This is a genomic window from Gracilimonas amylolytica (genome assembly GCF_002911695.1).
Taxonomy (GTDB): Bacteria; Bacteroidota; Rhodothermia; order Balneolales; family Balneolaceae; genus Gracilimonas; species Gracilimonas amylolytica.
Map to the genome: position 1 here is coordinate 102,074 of NZ_PQBS01000037.1, position 24,022 is coordinate 126,095.

Consider the following 24,022-nt stretch of genomic DNA (forward strand, 5'->3'; position numbering starts at 1 on the left):
CTCAGAAATGAGAAGTATTAAAAAACATATTGATAAGCGGGAATAGCTCAGTGGTAGAGCACAACCTTGCCAAGGTTGGGGTCGCGAGTTCGAATCTCGTTTCCCGCTCAAAAGGCAGTCAGGTAATACTTGGCTGCCTTTTTTAGTTTTAGGAATCATGTTTGAAACATACATTATTTATAGCTCTTCCAGGGATCGATTTTATGTTGGATCTACCGGGGCCGGGGTACAAAAAAGACTCGAGCGGCATAATGAGGGGTGGACACGATCAACGAAATCCGGTATCCCCTGGGAATTGAAATATGTTCGGAGTTTTGAGACCAAGACCGAAGCCTTACAGTGGGAGAATCATATTAAACGTCAGAAGAGCCGATCATATCTTGAAGCATTGATCGCTTCTGATGAGAATGAATGTGATAGCACAAAGGAATAGCTCCATGGTAGAGCATCCCGAATAATCGGGACCAAGGTTGGGGTCGTCCCGAAATCGGGAAATCTCGTTTCCCGCTCAAAAGGCAGTCAGGTAACACTTGGCTGCCTTTTTTAGTTTTAGGAATCATGTTTGATACATACATCATTTATAGCTCTTCCAGGGATCGATTTTATGTTGGATCTACTGGGGCCGGGGTACAAAAAAGACTCGAGAGATTAAATATAGAGTGACTCAAAGGTAAATAATACCCTAAATGATCTCATTAATTTAGAAACTTCGTATTGATGAGTAGATAGCATGTTAGATCATTCTATCTGCGAATAAAAACAATATCATACTAAATAAAAATCGATGCGGATAAAAAGAAAGGTACAATGCACATTTTTGCTTTCTCTAATTGTGTTTATAACGGGGTGTGCAACAACAGTAGAAACAACCATGACAAAAGAGTGGGAGCAACAAAGAGTCTTTAATGAGGATTGGGATAAGATGCTTACCCAAATGATGATCACAGATGACGGAGATGCCGTAACGCTGATATCTCCTGGAGGAGTTCAATCTATAGATCAAACAGGAAAGGTAATCACGGAACAAGACCGTGATTCATTCTTTAATGTTTGGGTTGAGACAAACAGAGGAGTGGAAAGACTCACAGATAAAGTCACGTACATATATCTTCCTGGAGAACATGCTTTGCTTGAATTTAATTATGCTACATTTGCCGAGTCAGTTTCACTTATAGATCTGAATAAAAAGAGTGTAGAATGGGTGAATAATGATCTGAAATGGAGTTTAGAGAGATATCAAACCTTTGCAAGGGCATTGTCAAAAGGGATGAGTCTGGGAGGTCAGGTTGCAACAGATGCAGCTTCAAGCATGTTAATGCCCGAACGCTTTGTGGGAAATTTGACAAAGATCTTGCCGGAACTAAATGCCTTTGCATTTAAAACTTTAGATGGATTGGAATTGGTATCCCTTGATGACGGAACCGTACTTTGGAGTAACGATGAATTCAAGGGAGGTCTCGCGAAACTGTTGTATGATTCTGAATCGAATAGTTTGGTAGCGGTAAATAGTGATGATGACGCTTACAGTCTTGAAGGGTTGCAGTTCAACAAACAAATAATGCGTATTGATGCTGCGTCTGGTAAGACCATGTGGTCAGCCTCTTATGATGGAAATATCAGGGAAAAACTTGATGGATTTGGAATTTGGGCAGACCGTACCGCAGATATTAGGCTTATTGATGGTAAGATCATGTTAAATTTCCTGAATGTTGAAGTGTATGATATGGAAACCGGAGATCAGCTATGGCAGACTTCAACGGGTAGCGATCGCATCCTGGATATTATGGCACCCGAAGCACAGATCATGAATTTGTTTGCTTTCCCGGTAATACACGAAAATATATTGTACAGAGTAAACCATGAAAATGTAGGGCTTACTGGGGTCGACATTGTGTTGCAAGCCTTCAATTTGGATACAGGAGAGTTGTTATGGAAAACAGATAAATTAAGCCGTAATAAACCGGTCAGCGATATGCTGGTAATGGATAATAATCTTATTATTTCAATGGACCGGTCAGATAAGATCCTTGCGCTTGACCGAATATCCGGGGAAAAGGTATGGGAAAAATCAGGTTTTGGTAAAAACGGTGTTCAGTTTCATATGGTAAAACAGAATGGGAAGATTCTGGCTGCCGGAACGGAAAATGTGATTTCGCTAGATCCTGATACAGGGGGTGAGCTTTACACGATTAATAGCAGTTCAGATGGGATTGGTGCAATGACAGATTTCGGAGTAGATGGGGAAAAGATCTATGTGACGGGTGAAAGTGGATTTGGAGTGTATAACCAAACGAATGGTACTCTAACTTCTTCTGTAACTTTACCAACCGGAGGGTTGATGCATTTCAGTGATGTAAATGAGAATGTGTTGATATCACCCAAACCGGCTTATTCAGATGCTGAATATCCAATTGATGGAGCATATCATTTGATTGACAGAAGTAATGGAGTTTTGCTGGGAACTTTAGGTACAGATAGTGGAAGAAAAAATCTGAGGGTTTCTCCTGATTACTCAAATATTTATGTACTTAAGGATGAAGTAGTCAGAATGTACTCTCCAAACTAAAAAGTAGGTAAGGATTCATATTTTAGGATAATGGCAGTCAGATAGATCCTGACTGCCGTTTTTAAAATGAATTAGGAATGAGTTATCATTAAAGAATGTTTACCTTTATTGCGAACAATACTTAAAACTAAAACAATTTTATATATGCCAACTAAGAAAGCTGAAGCCGTTTGGAAAGGAGATTTGAAATCAGGAAGTGGAACCATGAAACTGGAAAGTGGGTCCTATGAAGGTAACTTTAGTTTTGCTACCCGATTTGAGGATAAGTCAGGATCTAACCCTGAAGAATTAATAGGAGCGGCGCATGCAGGTTGCTTTTCTATGGCATTTTCCAATGAACTGGATAAAGCCGGATTTACCCCAAACTCTGTTGAGACCCATGCAGAAGTGACCATTGATGGCGGAAAAGCAGCAATAACCACAGTCAAGTTGATCACTAAAGGAGATGTACCAAATATCGATAAGAATAAATTTCAGGAGATCGCAGAAGCCGCTAAAAAAGGCTGTCCGGTTTCCAAAGCCCTAACCGGTGTTGAGATACAACTGGAAGCAACGTTACTCTAAGATCTATACAATTTTTCATATAAAAGCCCTTCATTCATTGAAGGGCTTTTTTTAGATTAGGGCAATCATATTCATCTAAGCTAAACGATTGCTCTATAAAACTACGCTACGGTTATTTCATCTGGTTTTAATTGGGTTATTTACCCTGACGGCTTCTCCCGGGGTTAATGGCTATGACCTTGGTGGTTATTATTTTCAACAGGATACTGTTGAGGTCGAAAATTTGCTGGTACAAAGCCAGGAAGCACAGAATAATGGAGAATTCAACAAGGCCAATGAGCTTCTTGATGAAGCAGAAAGTATTTATTTGGACGATCAAAACACCGAGGGCTTAGCAAAGGTTGTTGCCTATCGTGTTGATCTGTTGATCGATCAGTTAAAGTACGATGAAGCCATGGAACTGGTTGATGACGCTTTGGAAGAGTATCCAAACAGCAGTCAGATGGCACAGTATCACAATTTAAAGGCGATTATTTACAGTCGCACCGAAGACCTGGTGAAGTCAGCCGAACACTTCAATTTGGCCAAACAGTTTTTAGACCGACTGCCAGAAGATGAGATAGACCAGATGAATGCCAGGTTATACCATAATTTGGGAAATGTGTATGGCAATATGGGGCAGAAAGAGCTTGCTTTTGAGAATTACCAGGAAGCAGTTGAGTACGCAACGTCGGTTCAGGATAGTGCCCTGCTTATCCTGGCCTACAACAACCTGGGCATGGAATACGATAAGAGTGAGGATTATGAGAAAGCCCTTTACTACCTTGAAAGATCTCTGGATCTGGCAAAGCAACAAGGATTGACTGTAGATATTTTCAGAGCCCACCTGAACCTTGGAAATACGTTAAGTAACACAGAAAACTTTGAGGAAGCTTTGTCAAATTACAACGAGGCAGAAGATGCGTTATCTGTTTTACAACCCGGGGTTCCATCACCTATCATCATGCACAACCGGGGCCGAACACTGGCAAGAATGGAGCGTTATGATGAGGCCGAAGAGCTGTTATTTTCTTCCCTTGAATTATGTGAGGATCAGGGCATTACCGATGGTATCTACTACAATAACTTTGTTATCGGTAAAATGTATGCCGAACAGGAGCGGTATGAAGAAGCTGTTGAATATCTGACATATGCGGCTTCCATTGCGGATGACGCGATCAATTCCGTTTACAGGTTGGAAGTAGCTAAAGCTTTGCATGAAGTGTATGCCAGGGATAACAGGTACCGGGAGGCTTATGATCAATTGCTGAAATATTCTACCATAGCCGACAGTGTGAATAAAGAAGAACGATCAGAAGCATTGGCCAATGCCCAAAATTATCTGGAGCTGGAAAGGCAAAACGAGATCAACAGTTTACTACAAGAAAAACAAACGAGGCAGGAAGAACAGCTGCGTAACCGTTCCATACTCATATTAATAACTGTTTTAGTGATCATACTGGTCTCATTCCTTCTTTACCAAATGAAGAAAACCTCGCGTGAAAAAGAGAAAATGTATTCTCAGTTAAAGGAGCAGAACAAAGAGCTTGAGGAACTCAATAAAGCAAAGGATAAACTGTTTGCCATCATTTCACACGATCTTAGGTCACCACTCATGTCAATGCAAGGCATGTTAAGCCTGATAAAAAGTGACCTTCTTACGCTGGAGGAGATCCAGGAATTGATCCCTGAGCTGGAAGCTTCTATGCAGGAAAACTCGAATGTGGTTGAAGACCTGCTGGTATGGGCAAAAGAACAACTATCCGGCGTAGAGGTGAGCCTGAAACCGGTAGCGGTTTCTGATCTGTTAGAGGATGTGATTCATTCCCAGAAATTTATTGCTGATAAGAAAAAAGTAGACCTGACAGCAGATGTAATGAATGGATATGATGTCAAGGCTGATTACAACGCACTTTCACTGGTGATCAGGAACTTAATTTCCAATGCCATCAAATTTACAGAACCGGGTGACACTATTCGTGTGTCATCAGAAGAATCTTCAGACCATGTGATCATTAAGGTCAAAGATACCGGCATAGGAATTCCTGAAGATGCCCGGGATAAGATCTTTGAAAATACAAACTGGACCCGAAAAGGGACGCAGAATGAAAAAGGGTCTGGCTTAGGGTTGAGCCTCAGTAAAGATTTTGTAGAAAGAATGCATGGTAAGATCTCGTTTGAAAGTGAGGTTGGAGAAGGAACTACCTTTATGGTTGAGATCCCGAAGGCTTGAAATAATTTGATGTGTTAATAACCTGTAGAAAACTTGTTTCTTATCTCATTCCAGAATAGTCCCATCATTTCTTATATTTACGGATCATTAACCCTCACTATTTTTTGGAGCTTTGAATATGAGCGATAAACCTCGCGAATATTGTGGAATATACGGTATCTATAATCACCCCGATGCAGCGGTTCACACCTATTATGGACTGCACGCTCTCCAACACAGGGGGCAAGAGTCAGCCGGCATTGTGACATCCTATTTTGACGAAGAAAAGAACCGTCCGGCTATGCCCGCTTACAAAGATTTTGGGTTAGTGCTTAACGTCTTTAACAAATCCAAGGTGTTCAATAAGATCCTGAAGGGGAATAATGCGATCGGGCACAACCGGTACTCGACCTCCGGTTCTTCAAAGAACCCCGCAAATATTCAGCCGTTTCGTGTGCATTACCGGAACGGGAATCTTGCCATAGGGCATAACGGCAACCTATCGAATGCCAAGCAGATCAGAGAGCGATTCAGAAAAGAAGGAGTTTTATTTCAAAGCACGTCTGATACGGAACTGATCCTTCATTTGATCTCTCACAGTTTATATGAAGACCAGATGGATCAGATCATGGATGCTTTAAGGCAGATCGAAGGCGCTTACTGTCTCGTTATTCTTACAGATGATAAACTGATCGCAGTACGAGACCCAAATGGATTCAGACCCCTTGCTTTGGGTAAAGTGGATGGATCCTTTTGTGTAGCCAGTGAAACCTGTGCTTTTGATATCAATAACGCAGAGTATGTCAGGGATGTAAAACCCGGCGAGGTTGTGGTCATCGACAAAGAAGCTCATGAAACAGGTGAACCCAAATCGTTTTTCATTCCGCCTTCAAAAGGGACGAGTACCAGTCAGTGTATTTTTGAGTATGTTTATTTTTCTCGCCCTGATAGTATGATCTTTGGGGAAATGGTGGATAAGATCAGAAGAAATCTTGGAAAGAAATTAGCTTCAGAACATCCACTGGAAGAAGTTGTGAAAAATGACAAATCAGGCAAACAACCTGTCGTCTTCTCTGTTCCCGATTCAAGTAATACGGCAGCTCTCGGTTATGCATCTGAAAGCCAGAAATTAGGCTACGATTGTAGATACGATATGGGGTTGATCCGAAATCATTATGTTGGACGAACTTTTATTTCACCCGGACAAAAATCCCGGGAGCAGAAGGTAAGAACCAAGTTCAATCCGGTTCGTGGGGTTATTGAAGGCAGGCCGGTCATCATTGTGGATGATTCTATTGTGCGGGGAACCACTTCGCGCTACCTGGTAGACATGATCCGGGAGTGCAATCCTTCTGAGGTTCATTTTCTGGTAAGTTCTCCACCGATCATTAGTCCGTGCTATTATGGAATGGATTTTCCCAGTCCGGACGAACTGATCGCTAATAAATTCGACAGAGACATCGAAAAAATGGCCAAAGAGATCGGGGTTGACAGCCTCAGATATTTGTCGGCAGAGGGTTTAGTGAATGCAGTTAAGGAGGCCAATCCATCTGACCATGAGTACTGTACGGCTTGTTTTACAGGGAATTATCCTGTTCCGGTTAATTTTGGTGTAGAAAAAGAGGCTAACGAACTTATCTGATGTTCAATAAACAGGCAAAATTCATTACCAGTGCTACCAAATTAGAAGAATGTCCACCGGCAGGTTTGCCTGAGGTTTGTTTTGCGGGAAGATCGAATGTTGGAAAGTCTTCATTGATCAACGCTCTGCTGAATAAAAAGAATATTGCCAGAACCTCGAATGTACCGGGTAAGACCCAGCAAATGAACTATTACCAGGTTGGTGATGCTTGTTTTTTTGTGGATCTGCCGGGATATGGGTACGCTAAGGTTCCCAAAAAAGAACGAGAGCGTTGGGGTAAAAATATCCGGGATTATTTGTTGGACCGAGACTCCCTGAAATTGATCCTGCATGTTGTGGATGTACGCCATGACCCAAGCCAGCTGGATGAGGATTTCTTTTATTGGATGGGGATGAATGAAAAACCGTTTGCGGTGGTCCTGTCAAAATCAGATAAATTGTCCAAAAATAAGGTCAATCAATCTAAGGCAAAGGTTCGGCGAATGATGAAGGAAATGAATATCGAGGTTCCAATACTGCCTTACTCATCGAGTTCCAGGGAGGGTGTAGATGAGATCAAATCTCTGATCACAGATTTTGTGATGGTAGATTAACTATTCAAAATCTCCATTCAGGTACCGTTCAGCCAGTCTGCTTTCATTCAGCCTCTTAAAGTCGTTTAGTTTCTCTTCCGACCTTGAAGCGATCGTCATCTCTCTTTTTCCAAGTGCGCCCCTTGTTTTTGCTACATACCAGTTGGCCACACACATAGCAGCTCTGGCTTTAGAGGCTGCACAGTATGTGGTCAGAATGGTATCACTATGCGAATAACCTGCCAATTTATTGAACGTTTCATCTGACCAAAGTTCAGCATTCACCTCGGGAGAAAATGCATCATGGAAAATAAAATCAGCTGAAAGTTTGGAAGGGTTAAAATCTTCAAAAAAGCCGTTGAACAAATGAAGGCTTAGCTCCAGATCATCGAAGGGTTGGAATGTATTCATTCCCGGTTTGAGTGAATCAAAGATCTGAGGCAGGGCATCTGTAATTTCAGGATCCGATATATGATCAGTGAAATTTATGTCTGTAGCGGTCTCTTTACTAATGGGATAAGCTTCAACGGAGTAGAAATCAACGGATGTTTGGATGTGATTTTGCTTAAGATGATCAGCGAGCAAGAGGAAATTCAAACCGGTTCCAAAGCCAATCTCTAACACTGTAAGGGAGTCCGATTTTTCTAATGACCTGAATAAACCCGATTGCTCAAAAAACACGTACAGGCTTTCGGAGGCTGCCCCATTGGGATTATGGTAATATTGATCAAATTTTTCAGAAAATAAGGTAGAAGATCCGTCTTTAGTGGTGTGAATATGCTGGCTCATCTTGATGTACGAACGTATTGGTTTCCACCAAAGATAGCTGATTCTTTTCGGTTATGACAAGATTCACAACCTTTACTTGAGGGCCTTCACAGAAATAGTTCCGTAATTGGTTTTAGCAGTGATCTTATAGGTACCTGATCCAATAGATCCCATTGCATTCCCCGATTGATTAGAGCCCTGAAAATTTAAGGAAGAATCGATCTCTACATTACTGCCTTGAAGATCAAGCGTTACATTTGAATCTTTTGATATCCATATGGTAATAGTACCTGCTCCTGTTTGGGCGGCTATAGGTCCAGTTAAGGTAGGGGATCTCAGTTCAATATTTCCGCCATTGGTGGTGGCATTAACAGCTCCTTCGTGATCAATAATCTGTAAACTACCGCCGCCGGTTTCCAGTTCAATATCACCTTTCAGGTCTTGAACCCTAATGTTACCTCCCTTAGAGATAAGGGTGACCCGACCTTCCGATTTTTTGATCTGAATATGTCCTCCACCTGTTTCAGCACTTATGGTTCCGGAGAGACTACTCAATGAAATATGGCCGCCGTTAGTCAAATAGGTCTGTGCTCCCTGAATATTATCTGAGTCAATATGGCCGGCTTTAGTCTGTATATCCAGTTCCATATTCCTTGGTATCTCAAGTCTGCTTTGGATCTGAATATTCTGATCGTCAGATGTTTTAGATTTAGAGATCAGTTCAAATACGGCTGTTTTATCCTCAGTCAGTGATTCCATCGCCAACTTCGAACGCAGATCATTGAGGGTAGAAATTTGTCCGGAGGCTTCAATGAACAGATGACCTGTTCCTTCCTGATTTCCATTAACATCTACTGAACCAAAAGGGAGGTTAAGGTTTGTTTTGGAGTAATTTTCGGAATCAAAAGAGCGTGTAAAAAGAAAAACCCCGGGACTTTTAACGGTCCAGCCCTGTTGATTTGTAACAGAGTTTGGATCTATGGTCACCGTTTTATTCTCAGCGTCAAAATTTACCTCCAGGCTTTCCTGATCCATTTCTCTGATCACTTCATCGATCTCGCGCTCAAATTCAGCTCGGATCTCCATAGGAAGTATATTTTTCAGGTTTTTTAGGTTTTCCAAATTTTGGAGGTTTTTCAAATTTTCAAGATTCTCCAGATTGCTCAGGTTTTCAAGGTTGCCAAGATTTTCGAGACTTTGAAGCTTAAATACACGTATTTCATCTTCATCACTTGAAACCTCCAGAGAGTCAGTGGGGAGCTCGGAATGTCCGGAGTTTGATCGCATTGAGCTGTTCTCGATCAGGAAGATCGAGAGTCCCACAAATAAAAAGCCGGCAACAATTATTTCCCAGGATGTTGTTTTCATAGAGTAGCTCTTTGGTTAACACCGTGTGCTACGATTACACTTACATAAAGTTACGTTCACTGTTATAATATTCTTATTATCTGCAAAGTTAGAAACCAATTGATACCATATGCATTCAAAAATTGCAGAACTGGCAAAAAAATACTTTTCAGAAACGGTAGAAACCCGTCAATATCTGCACAAACATCCGGAGCTTTCATTCAGGGAGTATAAGACAACTGAATATATTAAATCCAGATTAGATGAGTTGAATATTCCCTATGAGAACCCACTGGAGACGGGCTGTGTGGGAATCCTGAAAGGAGGTATAGCGTCTGATAAAGTCGTAGCACTGAGAGCTGATATTGATGCCTTGCCAATTTTAGAAGAGGGAACAGCAAAACAGGATTACTTTTCACTTAACGAAGGGGTTGCACACTGTTGTGGACACGATGCGCATACGGCAAATCTGTTGACTGTGGCAAAGATCCTGTCGGAATTGAAGGCAGAGATCGAGGGAACCGTGCTATTGGTATTTCAACCCGGAGAGGAGAAACTGCCCGGGGGAGGTAAACTTTTAACCGAAACAGGTTTTTTACAAAAGCATAAGGTGGATGCTATATATGGTATTCACACTTCACCGATGCACCGTGCAGGTATTGTGGCAACCAAAACGGGACCTTTGATGGCATCCACATCTGAGTTTGAGGTGGAGATCATTGGTAAAGGTGGGCATGCTGCACGGGCACATGAAGCCATAGATCCGATCGTCTTAGCCTCTCAGTTCATAAATACGGTTCAAACCATAGCAAGCCGAAATGTGGACCCAACGGAGCCCGTTGTAGTGACCATTGGTAGGATCGAGGGCGGTTCTGCTCATAACATCATTCCGGAGAGAGTTAAACTATGGGGTACCGCCCGGACATTATCACCGGAAACGGAAGAACTTGTGATCGAACGCCTTGAGGCGATGCTCAGAGGGATCACCAGGGAAGCCGGGGGAGATTATAAGTTTGATTTCAACAGGGGCTATCCTGCAGTGATAAATTCAGAGAAGGAGGCTAACCTGGTTTTAGAGTCTGCCAGAAAAATATTGGGGAATGATAAAGTGATCGAACTAAGGAAACCGGTTATGGCAGGAGAAGATTTCGCATTTTATCAGAGGGAGTTTCCGGGAGCCTTCTTCTTTGTTGGTAGTGCCAGCAAGGAAGCGGATTCAGAATATCCATGGCATCACCCAAAATACAATGTGGATGACCGATTCTTTGAGACGGCAACACCGCTTATGGCAAGTTTGATTTTTGAATAAAATTAAAAAAGAATGATACAGGCAGAACGTTCGTATTGGGAAGGTGAATTGTATGATCAGAAATATGACCTGATCGTTATTGGAGCGGGGTTGACAGGGCAGTCGGCGGCTCACTTTTATAAGAAAAACCATTCTGAAGCGCGGGTTTTGGTTATAGATCGTGGTTTTTTCCCAATTGGGGCAAGTACCAGAAATGCGGGCTTTGCTTGTTTTGGATCGCCAACCGAACACATGGCTGATCTGAAGATAGAGAAAGAATCAAAGATCATAGACCGGATTCAAAGAAGATTCAATGGCCTGCAATTATTGAGAGCCACGCTGGGTGACGAAAATATTGAATATCGTGAACCGGGTGCATACGAGATCTTTACGGATGAGGGTGTTTACGCTAAAGCTGTTGAACAACTGCCGGTATTTAACAGATGGTTGCATGAAGCAGCCGGTGTAAAGGATGTGTATCAAGCCACCACACATAATGGTTTTAAAGCGGTAAGCATTAAGCATGAGGGTTGTCTGCACCCGGGAAAAATGATGCGCACCCTGTATCATAAAAATCTGGAACTTGGTGTAGAATTCAGGTGGCAGATCAATGTTCGAATGATCGATCAAGAACAAAAAAATCTATGGCTGGATAATGGGGTCGAACTTCATGCTGCTAAGCTGGTAGTTGCCACAAATTCATTTACTTCAAATCTAATGCCGGAGGTTGATATCAAACCCGGTCGGGGTTTTGTATTTGTCACAAAGCCCATCAAGGATCTTGAATGGAATGGAACTTACCATTTTGATGCAGGATACTATTATTTCAGGGGAGTAGGAGAGGATCGATTTTTACTGGGAGGTGCCCGAAGTTTAGACATTGATGTGGAAACAACAATGCAATTTGGAACGAATGCAAAGATCAAAGATCACCTTTTAGAGTTCGCAAACAATGTTTTGAAACTTCCCAAAGGTTGGGAAATTGACAGGGAGTGGTCGGGAATCATGGGTTTCACGCCTACAAAAAGTCCCATAATGAATGCAGTGTCAACAGATGTGGTTTTGGTAGCCGGACTGAGTGGAATGGGAGTTGCTTTAGGAATGCAGCTCGGAAAAGAAGCTGCCTCAGAACTTGAATAAATGTAACTGAGCCCCAAATGGACTTTTTGTACTTGTCAGGTTTTATAATTCTTGGATTCGCCGGTATGGAGATCGTGTCATATTGTGTACATCGCTGGTTATTCCATGGTTTACTGTGGAAGATCCATGAATCTCATCATAAACCGGACCATGGTTTGTTTGAGTTGAACGATATTTTCTCACTTATCTTCGCATCCATTTCAGTCTGGCTGATGGTAACAGGAGGCGACACCATGTTTGCCTCTCCACATTTTGGAATAGGCACAGGAATCGCGGTCTACGGTATTCTGTACTTTATCATACACGACCTTTTTTCCCATAAGAGGTTTATTCCATTCAGCAGTGACAACAAACTAATGAAACTGATAAGAAGGGCTCACCAGCGCCACCATCAGGATGTGGGGAAGCAAGGGAATGAACCTTACGGCCTGTTTTTGTTTCCCTATGATAAATACCCTGAACACCAACGAAAATATGACAGGGATTAAATATTATATCATTCGATGTTATTAGTGATCCTGTGACAAAAAAGTATCCTTGAGTATTCTCATTTGATCAAAGTGTCGCCGCTGATGTGCGTCTGCTACTCCAAAGCAAGCTGTCAAAGACATCGGAATGATCTTTATAATAGGATTCTTTGCTTTGATCCGATTCAGATCCAACCCTTCCAGTTTTGCTCTTTTTAGAATGTGAATAAAAGCGTCCTGCAGAGCTAAAAAATCTGTGAGTGTATTTTCGATATCAAGCTTAGAAATATTTACAGGTTTAAAAGATGAAACGGTGGGTAGTTTACGAGGATTTTCAGGGCTAACCTGCCCAATAAACCAACGGAAGAAGATCCCGGGGGTAAAGGGTTCACTTCCCTTAGTGAGTTTAGCATCATCTTTATCTAAAGCTTTTTTGATCTGAGGCAGGTACTCGTTCCCCGCCTGAACCAGGTGATTCAGGATCTCGATCATCGACCAGGATTCTTTGTCCGGTTTTTTTGTAAGCATCTGATTATCGGTTTCTGAGACCATATTTGTGGCTGTTACCTTAGCTTCATCAAATGCTTTTAAAAAATAATCATAAGTGTAGCCTGAGTTTTTCATGATTGATTGTTTGAGGGGTAAAAAGATTCTAAACAGAACAATGACCGTTTCATATATCAATTAAATACTTTTTCTTACCATCATTCACAAAACTAAAAATTCTGCATATGCGATCTCTGAAAATCCGTTTTCTACTAATTCTGACTATCACTTTACTGTTTACATCATTGGGTACGGCTCAGGGAGTTCTGAGTTTCGAGGATGTGATGAAATTTGAAGATATAGGTTCTATTCAGCTCTCAGGGAATGGGGAATGGGTAGCATATGAAGTGTGGCCCGATAGGGGGGATGGACGGGTTGAAGTAAAAAATACTGATGGAAGACAAACCTATACCATCGATCTGGGAGCTTCTCCAAAAATTACAGCCACGGGTAATTGGGTTGCCGCACTCAAAAAGGTTCCTTTGAAAAAGCAGTTAAAGGATCAGAAGGAGAAACCTCAACAGGGACTTTCAGTTTTATCAACCAATAACGGAGAGGTTTTTTCTTACGACAGTGTAAGTACATTTACCTTTTCGGAAGATGGAAAGTGGTTGGCTGTTCATCATATGCAAAGTAAAGAGGTGGCTGAACTGAAATCAAAAAATAAACGGCTCGGTAAAACTTTACGATTGAAGAACTTATCCTCAGGTGATGAATTTGAGCTTCCTTTTGTTGATGAAATGGCATTCGATAGTTTATCCACTCATCTGGCCTATACCGTTGTGGATACCAGTAATACACAGAATGGTGTTTACGCTTTTGATCTAAAAACTGAGAAAACGAAACAAATTGAAAAACAGGAGAGCGGCTATTACGCAAATTTAACCTGGGATCATGATCAAAAGAAACTGGCATTTACGAAAGCTTCATACGATACCTCCTTTGTGGAAACCGATGCTTCTCTGCACATTTGGAACGGCCAAAATAATGACCTGAAAACCCTACTTGGTCCTGATGAAGTAGAGGCGGGTTTCGCTTTGAGATCCAATAACCGCCTGATCTTCACGCATGATGGAAAGCGACTTTTTTATGGAGTGATGGATGCAAAGATGGTCGAGCTTGAAATAAAGAAGGATAGCGAAGAAACCGAGGAAGTGGATATATATGAAATCGCTGAAATTGTAGATGACCGTGGACTTGATATCTGGCACGGTGAAGATCCTCAGATCAAAACCCATGAAAAGTTAACATGGAATTCCCGAAAAAATCAGCTTTATACAGCCGTTTATCACTTAGAAAGCAATGAGTCGGTTCAGCTTGCTGATAAGAATATGCCGGACGTCAGTATAGATCACAATGCGAATGTTCTGATCGGTAGCAATGATGAGCCATACATGCGAGAGAGAACCTGGGATGGAAGTTACCGGGATTACTATTTTGTGGACCTAAACACCGGTGAAAGAACTCAATTTCTGGAACATTTCGGTGGATGGGTAAATCTTTCACCGCAGGGCAGGTACGCAGCTTATTATCAGGATAAGCATTGGTTTTTGATCAACACTGAGTCGGGGGAAATCAAAAATCTTAGTGAAAAGATTGATGTGCCTTTCTACAACGAAGACCACGATTACCCTTCGGATGTTCCCGGATATGGTGTTGCAGGATGGATCGAAAATGATAGGGCCATTTTGATCTACGATAAATTTGATATCTGGCGATTTGAAACTTCAAATGGTAGTTCCAGAAATATTACAGGCGGTGAAGGAAGAAAAGAAAACCGGGTGTTTCGTATCGAGGATATGAACAAAGAGAGAAACGAAGCTTTTAAAAGCAACGAAGAATTGCTTTTGACCTCGTATCACGATCTGAACAAGAATTTTGGCTTCTATTCAGCCAGGCCTAATCGTTCAGGTGTGAACCGGTTGCTGGAAGAGGACAAGAAATTCACATTTGTTAAGAAAGCCGATGATGCTTCAACAGTTCTGTACAAACGGGAAGCATACGATGAGTTTCCAAATATCTGGGTGGCCAATAACTGGAAGTTTGCAGGGAAAAAACAGCTTACTGAGTTGCATATGGATCTCAAAGACAAATGGAATTGGGGTAGTGCAGAACTCATTGACTGGCTAAGTGTTGACGGAACCTTCACCCAGGGTGTTGTCATCAAACCTGATAATTATGATCCCAACAAACGGTATCCGATCATGACGTATTACTACCGCTTCTTTACGGATCGTCTGTATGATTTCAACGAACCGAAGACCAATCACCGCCCTGTTTTCGCACAGTATGTAAGCGATGATTATGTAGTATTCCTGCCGGATATCAGATTTGAAATTGGCCGCCCCGGATTATCTGCAACCAAGAGCCTGGTACCCGGAATTCAAAAATTGATTGAGATGGGTATTGCAGAAGAAGATAAGCTTGGCTTACACGGTCATTCGTGGAGTGGTTACCAAACGGCACATATGGTGACGCAAACTGACATATTTGACGCAGCTGTTTCAGGAGCTCCTGTCAGTAATATGACAAGTGCTTATAGTGGAATTCGGTGGGATTCCGGATTAGCCCGACAGTTTCAATATGAAAAAACGCAAAGCCGAATTGGTAAGACCCTTGTTGAAGCCCCACATCTTTACATTGAAAACTCCCCTGTATTCTACGCAGACAGGATCAATACACCTATGTTGATTATGCACGGTGATGCGGACGGAGCTGTTCCATGGGAGCAAAGTATTGAGCTATATCTGGCTATGCGTCGCTACAACAAAGAGGTGGTATTTCTGCAGTATCACGATGAGCCTCATCACCTGCAGAAATTTTCAAATAAACTTGATTATGCCATTCGTATGAAGGAATATTTTGATTTCTATTTGAAAGGTGAGGGCGAACCTGAATGGATATTGGAAGGAGAAGCCTATCAGGGTAAATAATCCCTTAATTTGGAAATGAATTATTCGTTTGACGGCTTAAAGTCCGTCTGACGAATGTTTTTAGGAACCGAGTTCTTTCGCTCCGATGCAGAGCGTGCGGAGCGAAAACTGCACAAACTTAAAAGGTATTATTAGAAGTACCCTCCCATTCTCTGAGAAATCGAGCGACAAAATCTTCCATATATTTATGCCGTTCATCAGCAATTTTTCGACCTGATTCTGTATTCATTCGATCTTTCAACAGGAAAAGTTTTTCATAAAAGTGATTAATGGTTGGTCCGGTGCTCTTTTTGTAGTCTTCAAACGATCGATGAGACTCCGGTTTGATATCGGGGTTATACAGCTCCCGTTCTTTGTATCCACCGTATGCAAACGCCCGGGCAATACCTATAGCACCCAGGGCGTCCAGCCGGTCTGCATCTTGCACCACCTTGCCTTCAACAGTCTTCATGGGGGTATCCACTTCGGCTCCCTTAAAAGATACATCCCGGATGATATTAGTAACATGCTTAATGATCGGTTCAGGGACCTCTAATTCTTCAAGCCATTTTCGCGCCGTGGCAGGACCGATGTCTTCATTTCCACCATGAAACTTGTGATCAGCAATATCATGGAGCAAGGCAGCGAGTTCAACTACAAAGAGATCAGCTTTTTCTTGTTTACCAATTTGCAGGGCAACATTCCGAACCCGATGAATATGCCACCAATCGTGGCCGGAACCTTCACCTTCCAGCTTTTGGCGCACATAGGCCTCTGTTTTTACCAAAATTTTATTTTTATTCATTTAAAAAATCCATACAACTACACAATTCATCGATCACATCAATTTTGAGGGAATCAATTCGAGCCAGGGATCTTTCAATGGTTTCTTTTTCTATTTTTCCCTCTCGTACCAATTTTTGAATGATCTCAATGGCTCGTTCGGCTATTTTAGGCTCATAATGCAAGTTGTTGCCAAAAATCAGAACATCCACGCCGGCGTTAATTGCTTGCTGTATGGCCGTTTCCAGGCCATATTCATCGCGAATGGCATCCATCTGCATATCGTCAGAAAAAACCACGCCTTCGAATCCCAGTGAGTCCCGAAGCAACCCATTTATTGTTTTTTCGGATAGCGTTGCCGGCCACACTGAGTCAATGTTGGCATTGAAAATATGGGCAGTCATGACTGCCCGAATATCATGATTGGCAAAGAGTTCTTTGTAAGGAATGAGTTCTTTTGGATCCCATGTATCTGTGACATCAGTAAAACCCAGGTGGCTGTCAGATGTCGAGCTTCCATGACCGGGAAAGTGCTTAAGGACTGACAGAATTCCTTCTCTTGAATATTCATCTATGGCATAACCGGCATGTTCTGCGACTTTCTCCGGATCCGAAGAATAACTGCGTTCCAGTTTGCCTATCACAGGGTTATTCGGATTTGTATTCACATCCACAACCGGTGCAAAGTTGGTATTGGTTCGCACCACCATAAATTCCTGAGCCATGATACTTGAATAGTAACGAGTAGAATCTTCGTTATCCAGGTTACCTAAGTATTCAGCAGAAACTGATGGTGGGAACCCCTTAGTCTCCTTGAGGCGGCTCACCAATCCACCTTCCTGATCAACCGCAATAAACGGTGAATTGGGGGTAGCAGCAATGATGGCATTACTAAGATGCATTAACTGTGTAGGATCCTCAATATTTCTGCTGCGGTTGCCGGTGATCACATCCCGATCGAACAAAACGACACCGGAAATGTTGCGTTCAGTCAGATCTTTGTAAATGGTACTGTCCTTTGATAATTCCGTACCTCTAAAACCCACCATGATCATCTGACCGATTCTCTGGGTATCAAATATTTGTTTTGGTTCAGGTTCAGACTGAGATTGCTGACAGCCCCAAAAAGTTATCAGCAGAAATAGGGATAGTAAGATTCGGCTCATTGGTTAAATTGTTTTTGATGTTCCTGAAGTAAGCTGTCGAGCACTTCAGTGAAATTAAAGGATGGTCGAATATCGTTATAACGGGCAATATTCCCGTTAGGATCTACTAAAATATAAAATGGAATGCCTCCGCCTTTGTAGGCTTTGAAGGTTTCTTCCTCAAATCCTTTGCCTCCATATAACTGAATCCAGGGCAGTTCCAGGCGGTTTACATCCTGAACCCACAACAGACTGTCAACTTCGTTGGATATACCGATGATCTCGAGTTCATCTCGCGAGTAATCTTGATAGATCTGTTTCATATATGAGAATTCATCGAGGCATGGCTGGCACCAACCGGCCCAGAAATCCAGTAAAACGAATTTCCCCAGATAATCATCCATTTTATGAATGGATCCAGCTATATCAGGCAGTGAAAAAGGCACGGCGGGCTGACCCGGTGAAACGGTTTTCATTTCCTCATAGAAATAGGTCAGGAAATCAGTGTACTCCTGGTAATCAGAGAACTCATTAAGATAAGCTTCGTAGCTGGGACGCGCTATCTCAAGGCCCTGCTCTCCAATGCGCTCAGCAACAAGGTACATGCTGGCATGAGCCAGGGCATCCCGGCTTTTCATGTGATCTAGCACCTGCACGCGTTTTTCGTTGAGTTCTTCATAAGCCACCTGTTTGATATCATATTCTGACAAGTCCATTCCATAAGCAGCTTTTACACTATCGTAGATCTCAAAAGTTCGGGCATAGTAGTGAGAAAAATCGCGAATGCCTGCACGTTGTGCCCTTAGAGATTCAATGGTGAAAAAGTTGAGGGAGTCAGCTTCTTCAAATACGGCAGTACGGGCAGAATCAGCATCATAACTCTCCAAAAAACGTTGATAGTACTCAATGGCCCGTACACTAAATACTAAATGTTCTCCAATGGCTTTAAAGTAATAATCGTCAAGTGGGCTGCCGTTTAAATACTCTTCTGCCAGATTATATTTTTCTTGGCTCAACTCGAGGAGCTTATTTTCCTGAGCGGTTTTGATCTTTTCTTCTTCAAGAGGGATCTGACGTTCTATTTCAGAAATAGATGCGAGATAGTCACTATACCTGTTATCCCAATTATCTTCATATCCCTCAATTGAGACATTTTTGGGAAAGGCAGAACGTTCTATTTGTATGTTTAAAGTGTTATAGGGGGTAAGGTATAAGGGGTAATTATTGTCACCAATTGACAATAACCGTATTTCACCAGTATCAATATTGATTGAGAAATTGAAATTTCCATTCTCATCAACCTCTATTGTGTCCTGTTGAAGGGGAGCATATTTGTAGTGAACGGGTATTTGTTCAAGAATTAAATGGGCATCCCCAAGATAGTCGATGTTTCCGGTTATTTTTGTGTCGTTGGTACAAGACAGAAACAGTCCTGACGAAAGTAGTAGCAGTATTTTGGTAATGTTCATAAAATGGATGATTAGAATCAGTTAATCAGGCATTTATCTATAAAATAGTGTGTAACATTATCCCCGCCTGAATACTCTTTATAATAAGAAAACAAGACGGAAAAACTTTTTTTCAAATAAATAAAATAAAAAGTGTAACAAACAGTGAGTTCACTCCTCTTGTCTTAGATATGAGGAGGGTAGTTCTCATAAGATGAAAACGCCGGAAGTTTCGGGGCGTTATAAGCAAGTGAAAATAGTTAGTAATCTTAATAGCATAGAAACAAATGATTGAAAGTAAAGTAAATAAAGAGCTGGAGAGAAAAATTGATCTGTATGTAAATGGAAAGCTTAATGCAGACGAAACAGATGAGCTATGGGCTGAATTAATTCAGGATGAATATTACCTGGACTACATGAAAAGTGTAGCGAATCTAAAAGCAGTGATCGATAAGAAGAAACAAGCTCAACCTTCTGCAAAAATTTACTCACTGCCTAAAGTTATGCGATATGCAGCCGCAGCGGCAGTAATACTTATTGCCGGAGTTATTGGCGTGATGAATTACAATACCACCGAAAACCTCTCAGTTGGCCCCATCGATCAAATTGGGCTTGATGTGGTCAGAAGTGCGGATGGCTTTTCGGAAACGGTAGAAAGTGAAGTGATCAGAGAAGCCATAAAGCTTGCCACTGACGGAGAGGTCAATGAGGCTGTTCAATTACTCCAGAATGAGATGGAAACAACCAATGATACTCAACTAAAGGCTGAGCTTGCATTAAGTCTTGGTTCAATTCAATACAACAACGGTCAATATCAGGAATCTATTGAGAGTTTTGAATTGGTGATAACTCAAAATAAGATCGATGTACTTACTCTTGAAAAAGGATATTGGTTTTTAGGCAACTCCTATTTCCAGATGGACAGACTGGAAGAAGCCGAAGAGGCATTCAAAAATGCATATGCATTAAATGGTGCCTATAGTAGAGTGGCTAAAACCTATGTGGATGCATTATCAACTGTAGGACGGTAAATCGTAATCTAGACACACAGGTAATAGTAATTATATTTCACTAAGCTATCCAGTTAATGAATGTGGTGTATGTCGGGGTACCATATGCTGATCAAAATGTAACCTTTTGAAATGAGACTATAAGCAGCTTGGCTAAAACTAAGCTGCTTTTTTATAAGCTGTATATCCAAAAAATATGGATGTAAAGGATAAAAGGGAGACGATCAGCATAAATCCGTTATGATCTTCTGTAATAGGAGATGGATTCCCTATCAACATATAGGCTCCCCAAAAGTGTGGGTTTGCATTGGCAGATCTCAGCTGATTCAGTTTTGCCATTCGGATCGACTCACTCTTTGTATGTCCTTCGTTAAGATAGGAATACAGGTCCGTGGCAAATTCAGAGGCAATTTTATCATTAACAGACCATAAATTTAAAGCCAGGCTCTTGGCACCGGCATATCTCAAAGCACGGCTGATGCCCATGATCCCACTGCCCTGAATATAATTTCCTGAACCGGAACTACAGGAATTCAGCATAATGAACTCACTATTCAGTGGAGTGTCAAATAACTCGTAGGCATATAAAGCCTGTTCAGATTCGAGATCTGCCTCAGCATCCGGATTATTTAGGTAAATGGTAGAAAACAGAGGGTTCTGTTCAGAGACCTCACTGTGTGTAGCCACATGAACCAATCTGGAATTTTCAACAGATCTTTTGAAGGCCTCCTTGGTTGCTTGGTCTCCGTTAAATACTTTTTTCTGACCCAATGATGTCAGGGCATTTTCAATATTTCTACTTTCAACCGTGGCAAAGGGTAATGAGGGAAGATCATTAATTGTGAAATCCTTGAAATCGGAGATGGCGAAGGCGGCAAAGTCGTTTTCTAATCCATTGGATAAAGTTCTTCTGTTTCCATCATATTCTTTGAGGGAAGTGAAATAACGGAAATGATGATCCTCTATCATGTACCGGGTACTTCCAAAACTGACCGGCGAATCAGGGGACCGGGTTGGTAAAACCTCAAGAGGAATACGGTAGAGATAATTATCAGGAATTACAGTGATAAGTTCCGTGTGTTTCGGAATATCCAGATCGAGTGAAACATATAAATCGTAAAGATCTTCCAGGTTTGTAAAACCGGAAGCGAGGTTATCGGCAATGTTGTTGAACCGCTCCTTGTCTTCAGGTTCAAAAGGTAAACGTTTGATCCGGATGTCATTAATGGTCACATGAGATACATAAAGTTCATTTCCGATCTCCGTAAAATGTAACACAAGCTCATTTGGATTAATAGATCGCTGAAGTTTCCATAAAGAGGGAATTGAACTTTTCTTTTCAACCTCCACTTTTGATAAGATCTCTTCGCGTTGAGCTGAAACCTGATCCATTTGTCGCTTGATCTCAAACCGGTCAGCTTCAGATGCGTTCAGATATTTATTCCTTAAACTTTGAAGTCGATCAGAAAGAATTTTTTCTTCCGCCAGGTCCGATTCACTAAGTTTATTTGCTTTGATCAACGGACTGTTATACAGGGAGGCATCATTGATGGTTTTGAATTGCTCAAGAGTACTCAGAGCATTTTGCATGTCATTTTCTTCCAGGTACAACCTTAGAATAAGTTGAAATGCATCAAGATATTCGTCTTCTATAGTCCAGAAGCCTTGTTGCGAGTCAGTGTTGTTTTTTGCTCGTTCAATTACCTGAGTGATAACCGGTTGAATGACCTCTATAGCTTGCCGGTTGTCATTGTTCTTGGAATGAAAATCAGCTTTAACTGTGAAATATTTAACCAACAGCTCAAAATCCAGATTATCTCTGGGATAAAGGCTGATCTCCTCAAGAAGTGTATTCGCCTCATCAATCTGTCCTTTTTTGAGACTAATATCAGTAAGATTGACCAAGGCATCGATATAATTCGGAGTGTCAGATTTTGATAGTGCGAGATCCTTAGATTCCTCAAAAACTTTTTGGGCTTCGTTTAGTGAGTTTGTTTTAGTTAGTATGTAAGCTTTCTCAAGAATAAGATCTATGTACATACCATATTGAGCCTCAGGATTAATGTCATTTTCAGCGGAACGTAAGTACTCTAGAGCTTTGGAATAATCTAAGTATGCTGTTTGATAAAATTCAGATTTATACATATCAATTAGTGCCAATTCTGTAGAGTCATTTTCCTGAGATGCGAGATCTTTAGCTTTGTCAAAGTACTCTAATACAGAATTGAAGTCCTTTATCGAAGTGTAATGTGATATAAGATTTCGATAGATCGTTAGTTTACTTTTATAATTTTGAATATCCTGATCCAAGGCTTGAAGCTGGAAATTCAAATACCTGTTTGAATCACCAATTTTTAAATAGTTGATACCTAAGTTTGTAAATAATTCATACTGCTTCTCAAAACTTTCAGAGTTAGTGTAAATATCTTCGTAGATCTCTAATGATTCATGATATTTTCCTAATTCAAATAGGTAAGCTCCCTGTCTGTTCTTTAATGCACTTAAGATTTCTGGATTAGAAAGAGTTTTAGCAAGTGGAATAGAATGTTTCCTTAATAAATCTAATGATTTTGCATAGTTACCAAATCGATAATACGTGTAATCAATGGCCCCTAAAAGACGAAGTTTATCGATGGCAGATGGCAAATATGTGGATTCAAGAAATTGCTCATCGAATTCTTCAATTAAATCATATCGATCCAAAATCAAACTTGCTCTGACAATAAGTGCTAATGTTAAAGCGAGATCAAGATTGTGTCTTATTTTATGATCTCTAACTTGTTCTACCCAGAAATCAAGTGCATTAGGTAGGTATGTTGTTAAATCATAAAACCCACTATTATTAGGCTCAACTAAAAATTTGTAATGAATCAATTTATGTTCATCAAACCCCAATAATTCTTTTGTAATTAAGCTGTCTTGAACTATGTTTTGGTACAAAGTTCTTAAATTATTTGAAGAATAATTTAAGTGGTCATTGAGAAGGTTTTCATCTTCAGTATTTAATGTTTCACAATCGTATTTACTAAATACTCTAAATTTTTCATCAAGGTGACTTGTTTTGCCCTTGGTATAATTCAAATGTTCACAATTTGTAATAGCAATTTTATTTATTGCCCAAATGTTAACATCAATTCGCTGTTCACCTTCAATTTCCTGAATATATGTTACCAATTGCTGCTCTGTTTCTTTAGATATACCAATAGAATCAGGCGTTACTTGTAAAAACAGGAATGTAAGAAGTATGTATATCAATTTAGTGCGGCCTATTTAATAATAATATAAAATGTAACATAATTAAGTCTACCAGTCAGGTTTTTCGACGATTGGTTTTACGTCAACGCCGCCGGAAAAGACACTGTTGTCAGGGGCATTGGTGACGGTTTCAGGCTGCTTGGCCAGCTCTTCGGTCAGGGAGGCGTCGGTCACGGAGGCGCATCCGAAAGAGAGAGCAACGATGGATAACAGGGCGATGGTTGATTTAAGTGATTTCATGGTAGTAGGATTTTATTTGGTTAAGAGGTTATTCTAGTTGGAGATCAAGTGCTTACCAGTCAGGTTTTTCCACGATCGGTTTTACGTCAACGCCGCCGGAAAAGACACTGTTGTCAGGGGCATTGGTGACGGTTTCAG

19 protein-coding genes and 1 tRNA gene are annotated in these 24,022 nt (G+C 41.1%); 12 read left to right on the forward strand and 8 right to left on the reverse strand.

The genetic code is table 11. The features are described from left to right. Window positions 1-36 precede the first annotated feature (36 nt). The 7 genes from C3B73_RS09900 (at window position 37) to yihA (ending at window position 7,556) form a co-directional block, all read left to right on the forward strand. Window positions 37-108, forward strand: a tRNA-Gly gene (locus C3B73_RS09900). A gap of 49 nt (window positions 109-157) precedes the next feature. Next, window positions 158-433 (forward strand): GIY-YIG nuclease family protein, encoded by a 276-nt coding sequence (locus C3B73_RS09905; RefSeq protein ID WP_103665447.1) that lies wholly within the window; start codon window positions 158-160, stop codon window positions 431-433. Between the two features lie 438 nt (window positions 434-871). Continuing rightward, window positions 872-2,566, forward strand: a complete 1,695-nt coding sequence (locus C3B73_RS09910; protein WP_157939471.1) for an outer membrane protein assembly factor BamB family protein — start codon at window positions 872-874, stop codon at window positions 2,564-2,566. Window positions 2,567-2,710: 144 nt separating this feature from the next. Next, complete coding sequence (locus C3B73_RS09915; RefSeq protein ID WP_103665449.1) at window positions 2,711-3,130, forward strand: OsmC family protein; 420 nt, start codon at window positions 2,711-2,713, stop codon at window positions 3,128-3,130. 88 nt (window positions 3,131-3,218) lie between these two features. Further along, a complete protein-coding gene (locus C3B73_RS09920) occupies window positions 3,219-5,342 on the forward strand; it encodes an ATP-binding protein (RefSeq protein ID WP_103665450.1) in 2,124 nt (707 codons plus the stop codon). A gap of 118 nt (window positions 5,343-5,460) precedes the next feature. Then, entirely contained in the window at window positions 5,461-6,963 is a 1,503-nt protein-coding gene (purF, locus tag C3B73_RS09925) for an amidophosphoribosyltransferase (RefSeq protein ID WP_103665451.1), read from the forward strand. Continuing rightward, window positions 6,963-7,556 (forward strand): ribosome biogenesis GTP-binding protein YihA/YsxC, encoded by a 594-nt coding sequence (gene yihA / locus C3B73_RS09930; protein WP_103665452.1) that lies wholly within the window; start codon window positions 6,963-6,965, stop codon window positions 7,554-7,556. Before purF ends, yihA begins: the two co-directional genes overlap by 1 nt. Here the strand turns inward: yihA and mnmD are convergent, their stop codons facing one another. Next, complete coding sequence (mnmD, locus tag C3B73_RS09935) at window positions 7,557-8,324, reverse strand: tRNA (5-methylaminomethyl-2-thiouridine)(34)-methyltransferase MnmD (protein ID WP_103665453.1); 768 nt, start codon at window positions 8,322-8,324, stop codon at window positions 7,557-7,559. A gap of 72 nt (window positions 8,325-8,396) precedes the next feature. Then, complete coding sequence (locus C3B73_RS09940) at window positions 8,397-9,671, reverse strand: DUF4097 family beta strand repeat-containing protein (protein ID WP_103665454.1); 1,275 nt, start codon at window positions 9,669-9,671, stop codon at window positions 8,397-8,399. Window positions 9,672-9,780: 109 nt separating this feature from the next. On the opposite strand from C3B73_RS09940, the gene C3B73_RS09945 reads away from it, so the two are divergent. From C3B73_RS09945 to C3B73_RS09955, 3 genes are read left to right on the forward strand one after another with little or no spacing between them, the layout of a single operon-like run. Further along, the gene (locus tag C3B73_RS09945; protein WP_103665455.1) at window positions 9,781-10,959 is read left to right on the forward strand and encodes a M20 metallopeptidase family protein; all 1,179 of its coding nucleotides are present in this window, start codon (window positions 9,781-9,783) and stop codon (window positions 10,957-10,959) included. Between the two features lie 12 nt (window positions 10,960-10,971). Then, entirely contained in the window at window positions 10,972-12,078 is a 1,107-nt protein-coding gene (locus tag C3B73_RS09950; RefSeq protein WP_103665456.1) for an NAD(P)/FAD-dependent oxidoreductase, read from the forward strand. 17 nt (window positions 12,079-12,095) lie between these two features. After that, entirely contained in the window at window positions 12,096-12,566 is a 471-nt protein-coding gene (locus C3B73_RS09955) for a sterol desaturase family protein (protein ID WP_103665457.1), read from the forward strand. A 21-nt stretch (window positions 12,567-12,587) separates the two neighbouring features. On the opposite strand, the gene C3B73_RS09960 is transcribed toward C3B73_RS09955, so the two are convergent. Next, window positions 12,588-13,169 carry a DinB family protein gene (locus tag C3B73_RS09960; RefSeq protein WP_103665458.1) on the reverse strand — a complete coding sequence of 194 codons (582 nt, stop codon included), beginning with the start codon at window positions 13,167-13,169 and terminating at the stop codon, window positions 12,588-12,590. A 107-nt stretch (window positions 13,170-13,276) separates the two neighbouring features. Here C3B73_RS09960 and C3B73_RS09965 point away from each other — a divergent pair, with 107 nt between their 5' ends. Beyond that, the gene (locus C3B73_RS09965; RefSeq protein WP_103665459.1) at window positions 13,277-16,024 is read left to right on the forward strand and encodes an alpha/beta hydrolase family protein; all 2,748 of its coding nucleotides are present in this window, start codon (window positions 13,277-13,279) and stop codon (window positions 16,022-16,024) included. A 118-nt stretch (window positions 16,025-16,142) separates the two neighbouring features. On the opposite strand, the gene C3B73_RS09970 is transcribed toward C3B73_RS09965, so the two are convergent. Genes C3B73_RS09970 through C3B73_RS09980 form a run of 3 tightly spaced genes read right to left on the reverse strand, consistent with a single transcriptional unit; the run spans window position 16,143 to window position 19,400 of the window. Continuing rightward, window positions 16,143-16,808 carry an HD domain-containing protein gene (locus tag C3B73_RS09970; protein WP_103665460.1) on the reverse strand — a complete coding sequence of 222 codons (666 nt, stop codon included), beginning with the start codon at window positions 16,806-16,808 and terminating at the stop codon, window positions 16,143-16,145. Continuing rightward, complete coding sequence (locus C3B73_RS09975) at window positions 16,801-17,952, reverse strand: glycoside hydrolase family 3 protein (protein WP_103665461.1); 1,152 nt, start codon at window positions 17,950-17,952, stop codon at window positions 16,801-16,803. The genes C3B73_RS09970 and C3B73_RS09975 overlap by 8 nt, the downstream gene beginning before the upstream one ends. Continuing rightward, window positions 17,949-19,400 (reverse strand): TlpA disulfide reductase family protein, encoded by a 1,452-nt coding sequence (locus C3B73_RS09980; protein ID WP_103665462.1) that lies wholly within the window; start codon window positions 19,398-19,400, stop codon window positions 17,949-17,951. The genes C3B73_RS09975 and C3B73_RS09980 overlap by 4 nt, the downstream gene beginning before the upstream one ends. Before the next feature lie 266 nt (window positions 19,401-19,666). Here C3B73_RS09980 and C3B73_RS09985 point away from each other — a divergent pair, with 266 nt between their 5' ends. Then, on the forward strand, window positions 19,667-20,410 hold the full coding sequence (locus C3B73_RS09985; RefSeq protein ID WP_103665463.1) for a tetratricopeptide repeat protein: 744 nt from the start codon (window positions 19,667-19,669) through the stop codon (window positions 20,408-20,410). 138 nt (window positions 20,411-20,548) lie between these two features. Here C3B73_RS09985 and C3B73_RS09990 read toward each other — a convergent pair whose 3' ends face one another. After that, entirely contained in the window at window positions 20,549-23,092 is a 2,544-nt protein-coding gene (locus C3B73_RS09990) for a CHAT domain-containing protein (RefSeq protein WP_157939472.1), read from the reverse strand. Between the two features lie 600 nt (window positions 23,093-23,692). Next, on the reverse strand, window positions 23,693-23,884 hold the full coding sequence (locus tag C3B73_RS09995; RefSeq protein WP_103665465.1) for a hypothetical protein: 192 nt from the start codon (window positions 23,882-23,884) through the stop codon (window positions 23,693-23,695). Window positions 23,885-24,022 lie beyond the last annotated feature (138 nt).

Bases quoted from the DNA above. Each gene is read 5' to 3' on its own strand.
- C3B73_RS09905 (WP_103665447.1), top strand. From the start codon at position 158: ATGTTTGAAACATACATTATTTATAGCTCTTCCAGGGATCGATTTTAT.
- C3B73_RS09910 (WP_157939471.1), top strand. From the start codon at position 872: ATGACAAAAGAGTGGGAGCAACAAAGAGTCTTTAATGAGGATTGGGAT.
- C3B73_RS09915 (WP_103665449.1), top strand. From the start codon at position 2,711: ATGCCAACTAAGAAAGCTGAAGCCGTTTGGAAAGGAGATTTGAAATCA.
- purF (WP_103665451.1), top strand. From the start codon at position 5,461: ATGAGCGATAAACCTCGCGAATATTGTGGAATATACGGTATCTATAAT.
- yihA (WP_103665452.1), top strand. From the start codon at position 6,963: ATGTTCAATAAACAGGCAAAATTCATTACCAGTGCTACCAAATTAGAA.
- mnmD (WP_103665453.1), bottom strand. From the start codon at position 8,324: ATGAGCCAGCATATTCACACCACTAAAGACGGATCTTCTACCTTATTT.
- C3B73_RS09940 (WP_103665454.1), bottom strand. From the start codon at position 9,671: ATGAAAACAACATCCTGGGAAATAATTGTTGCCGGCTTTTTATTTGTG.
- C3B73_RS09945 (WP_103665455.1), top strand. From the start codon at position 9,781: ATGCATTCAAAAATTGCAGAACTGGCAAAAAAATACTTTTCAGAAACG.
- C3B73_RS09950 (WP_103665456.1), top strand. From the start codon at position 10,972: ATGATACAGGCAGAACGTTCGTATTGGGAAGGTGAATTGTATGATCAG.
- C3B73_RS09955 (WP_103665457.1), top strand. From the start codon at position 12,096: ATGGACTTTTTGTACTTGTCAGGTTTTATAATTCTTGGATTCGCCGGT.
- C3B73_RS09960 (WP_103665458.1), bottom strand. From the start codon at position 13,169: ATGAAAAACTCAGGCTACACTTATGATTATTTTTTAAAAGCATTTGAT.
- C3B73_RS09965 (WP_103665459.1), top strand. From the start codon at position 13,277: ATGCGATCTCTGAAAATCCGTTTTCTACTAATTCTGACTATCACTTTA.
- C3B73_RS09970 (WP_103665460.1), bottom strand. From the start codon at position 16,808: ATGAATAAAAATAAAATTTTGGTAAAAACAGAGGCCTATGTGCGCCAA.
- C3B73_RS09975 (WP_103665461.1), bottom strand. From the start codon at position 17,952: ATGAGCCGAATCTTACTATCCCTATTTCTGCTGATAACTTTTTGGGGC.
- C3B73_RS09980 (WP_103665462.1), bottom strand. From the start codon at position 19,400: ATGAACATTACCAAAATACTGCTACTACTTTCGTCAGGACTGTTTCTG.
- C3B73_RS09985 (WP_103665463.1), top strand. From the start codon at position 19,667: ATGATTGAAAGTAAAGTAAATAAAGAGCTGGAGAGAAAAATTGATCTG.
- C3B73_RS09995 (WP_103665465.1), bottom strand. From the start codon at position 23,884: ATGAAATCACTTAAATCAACCATCGCCCTGTTATCCATCGTTGCTCTC.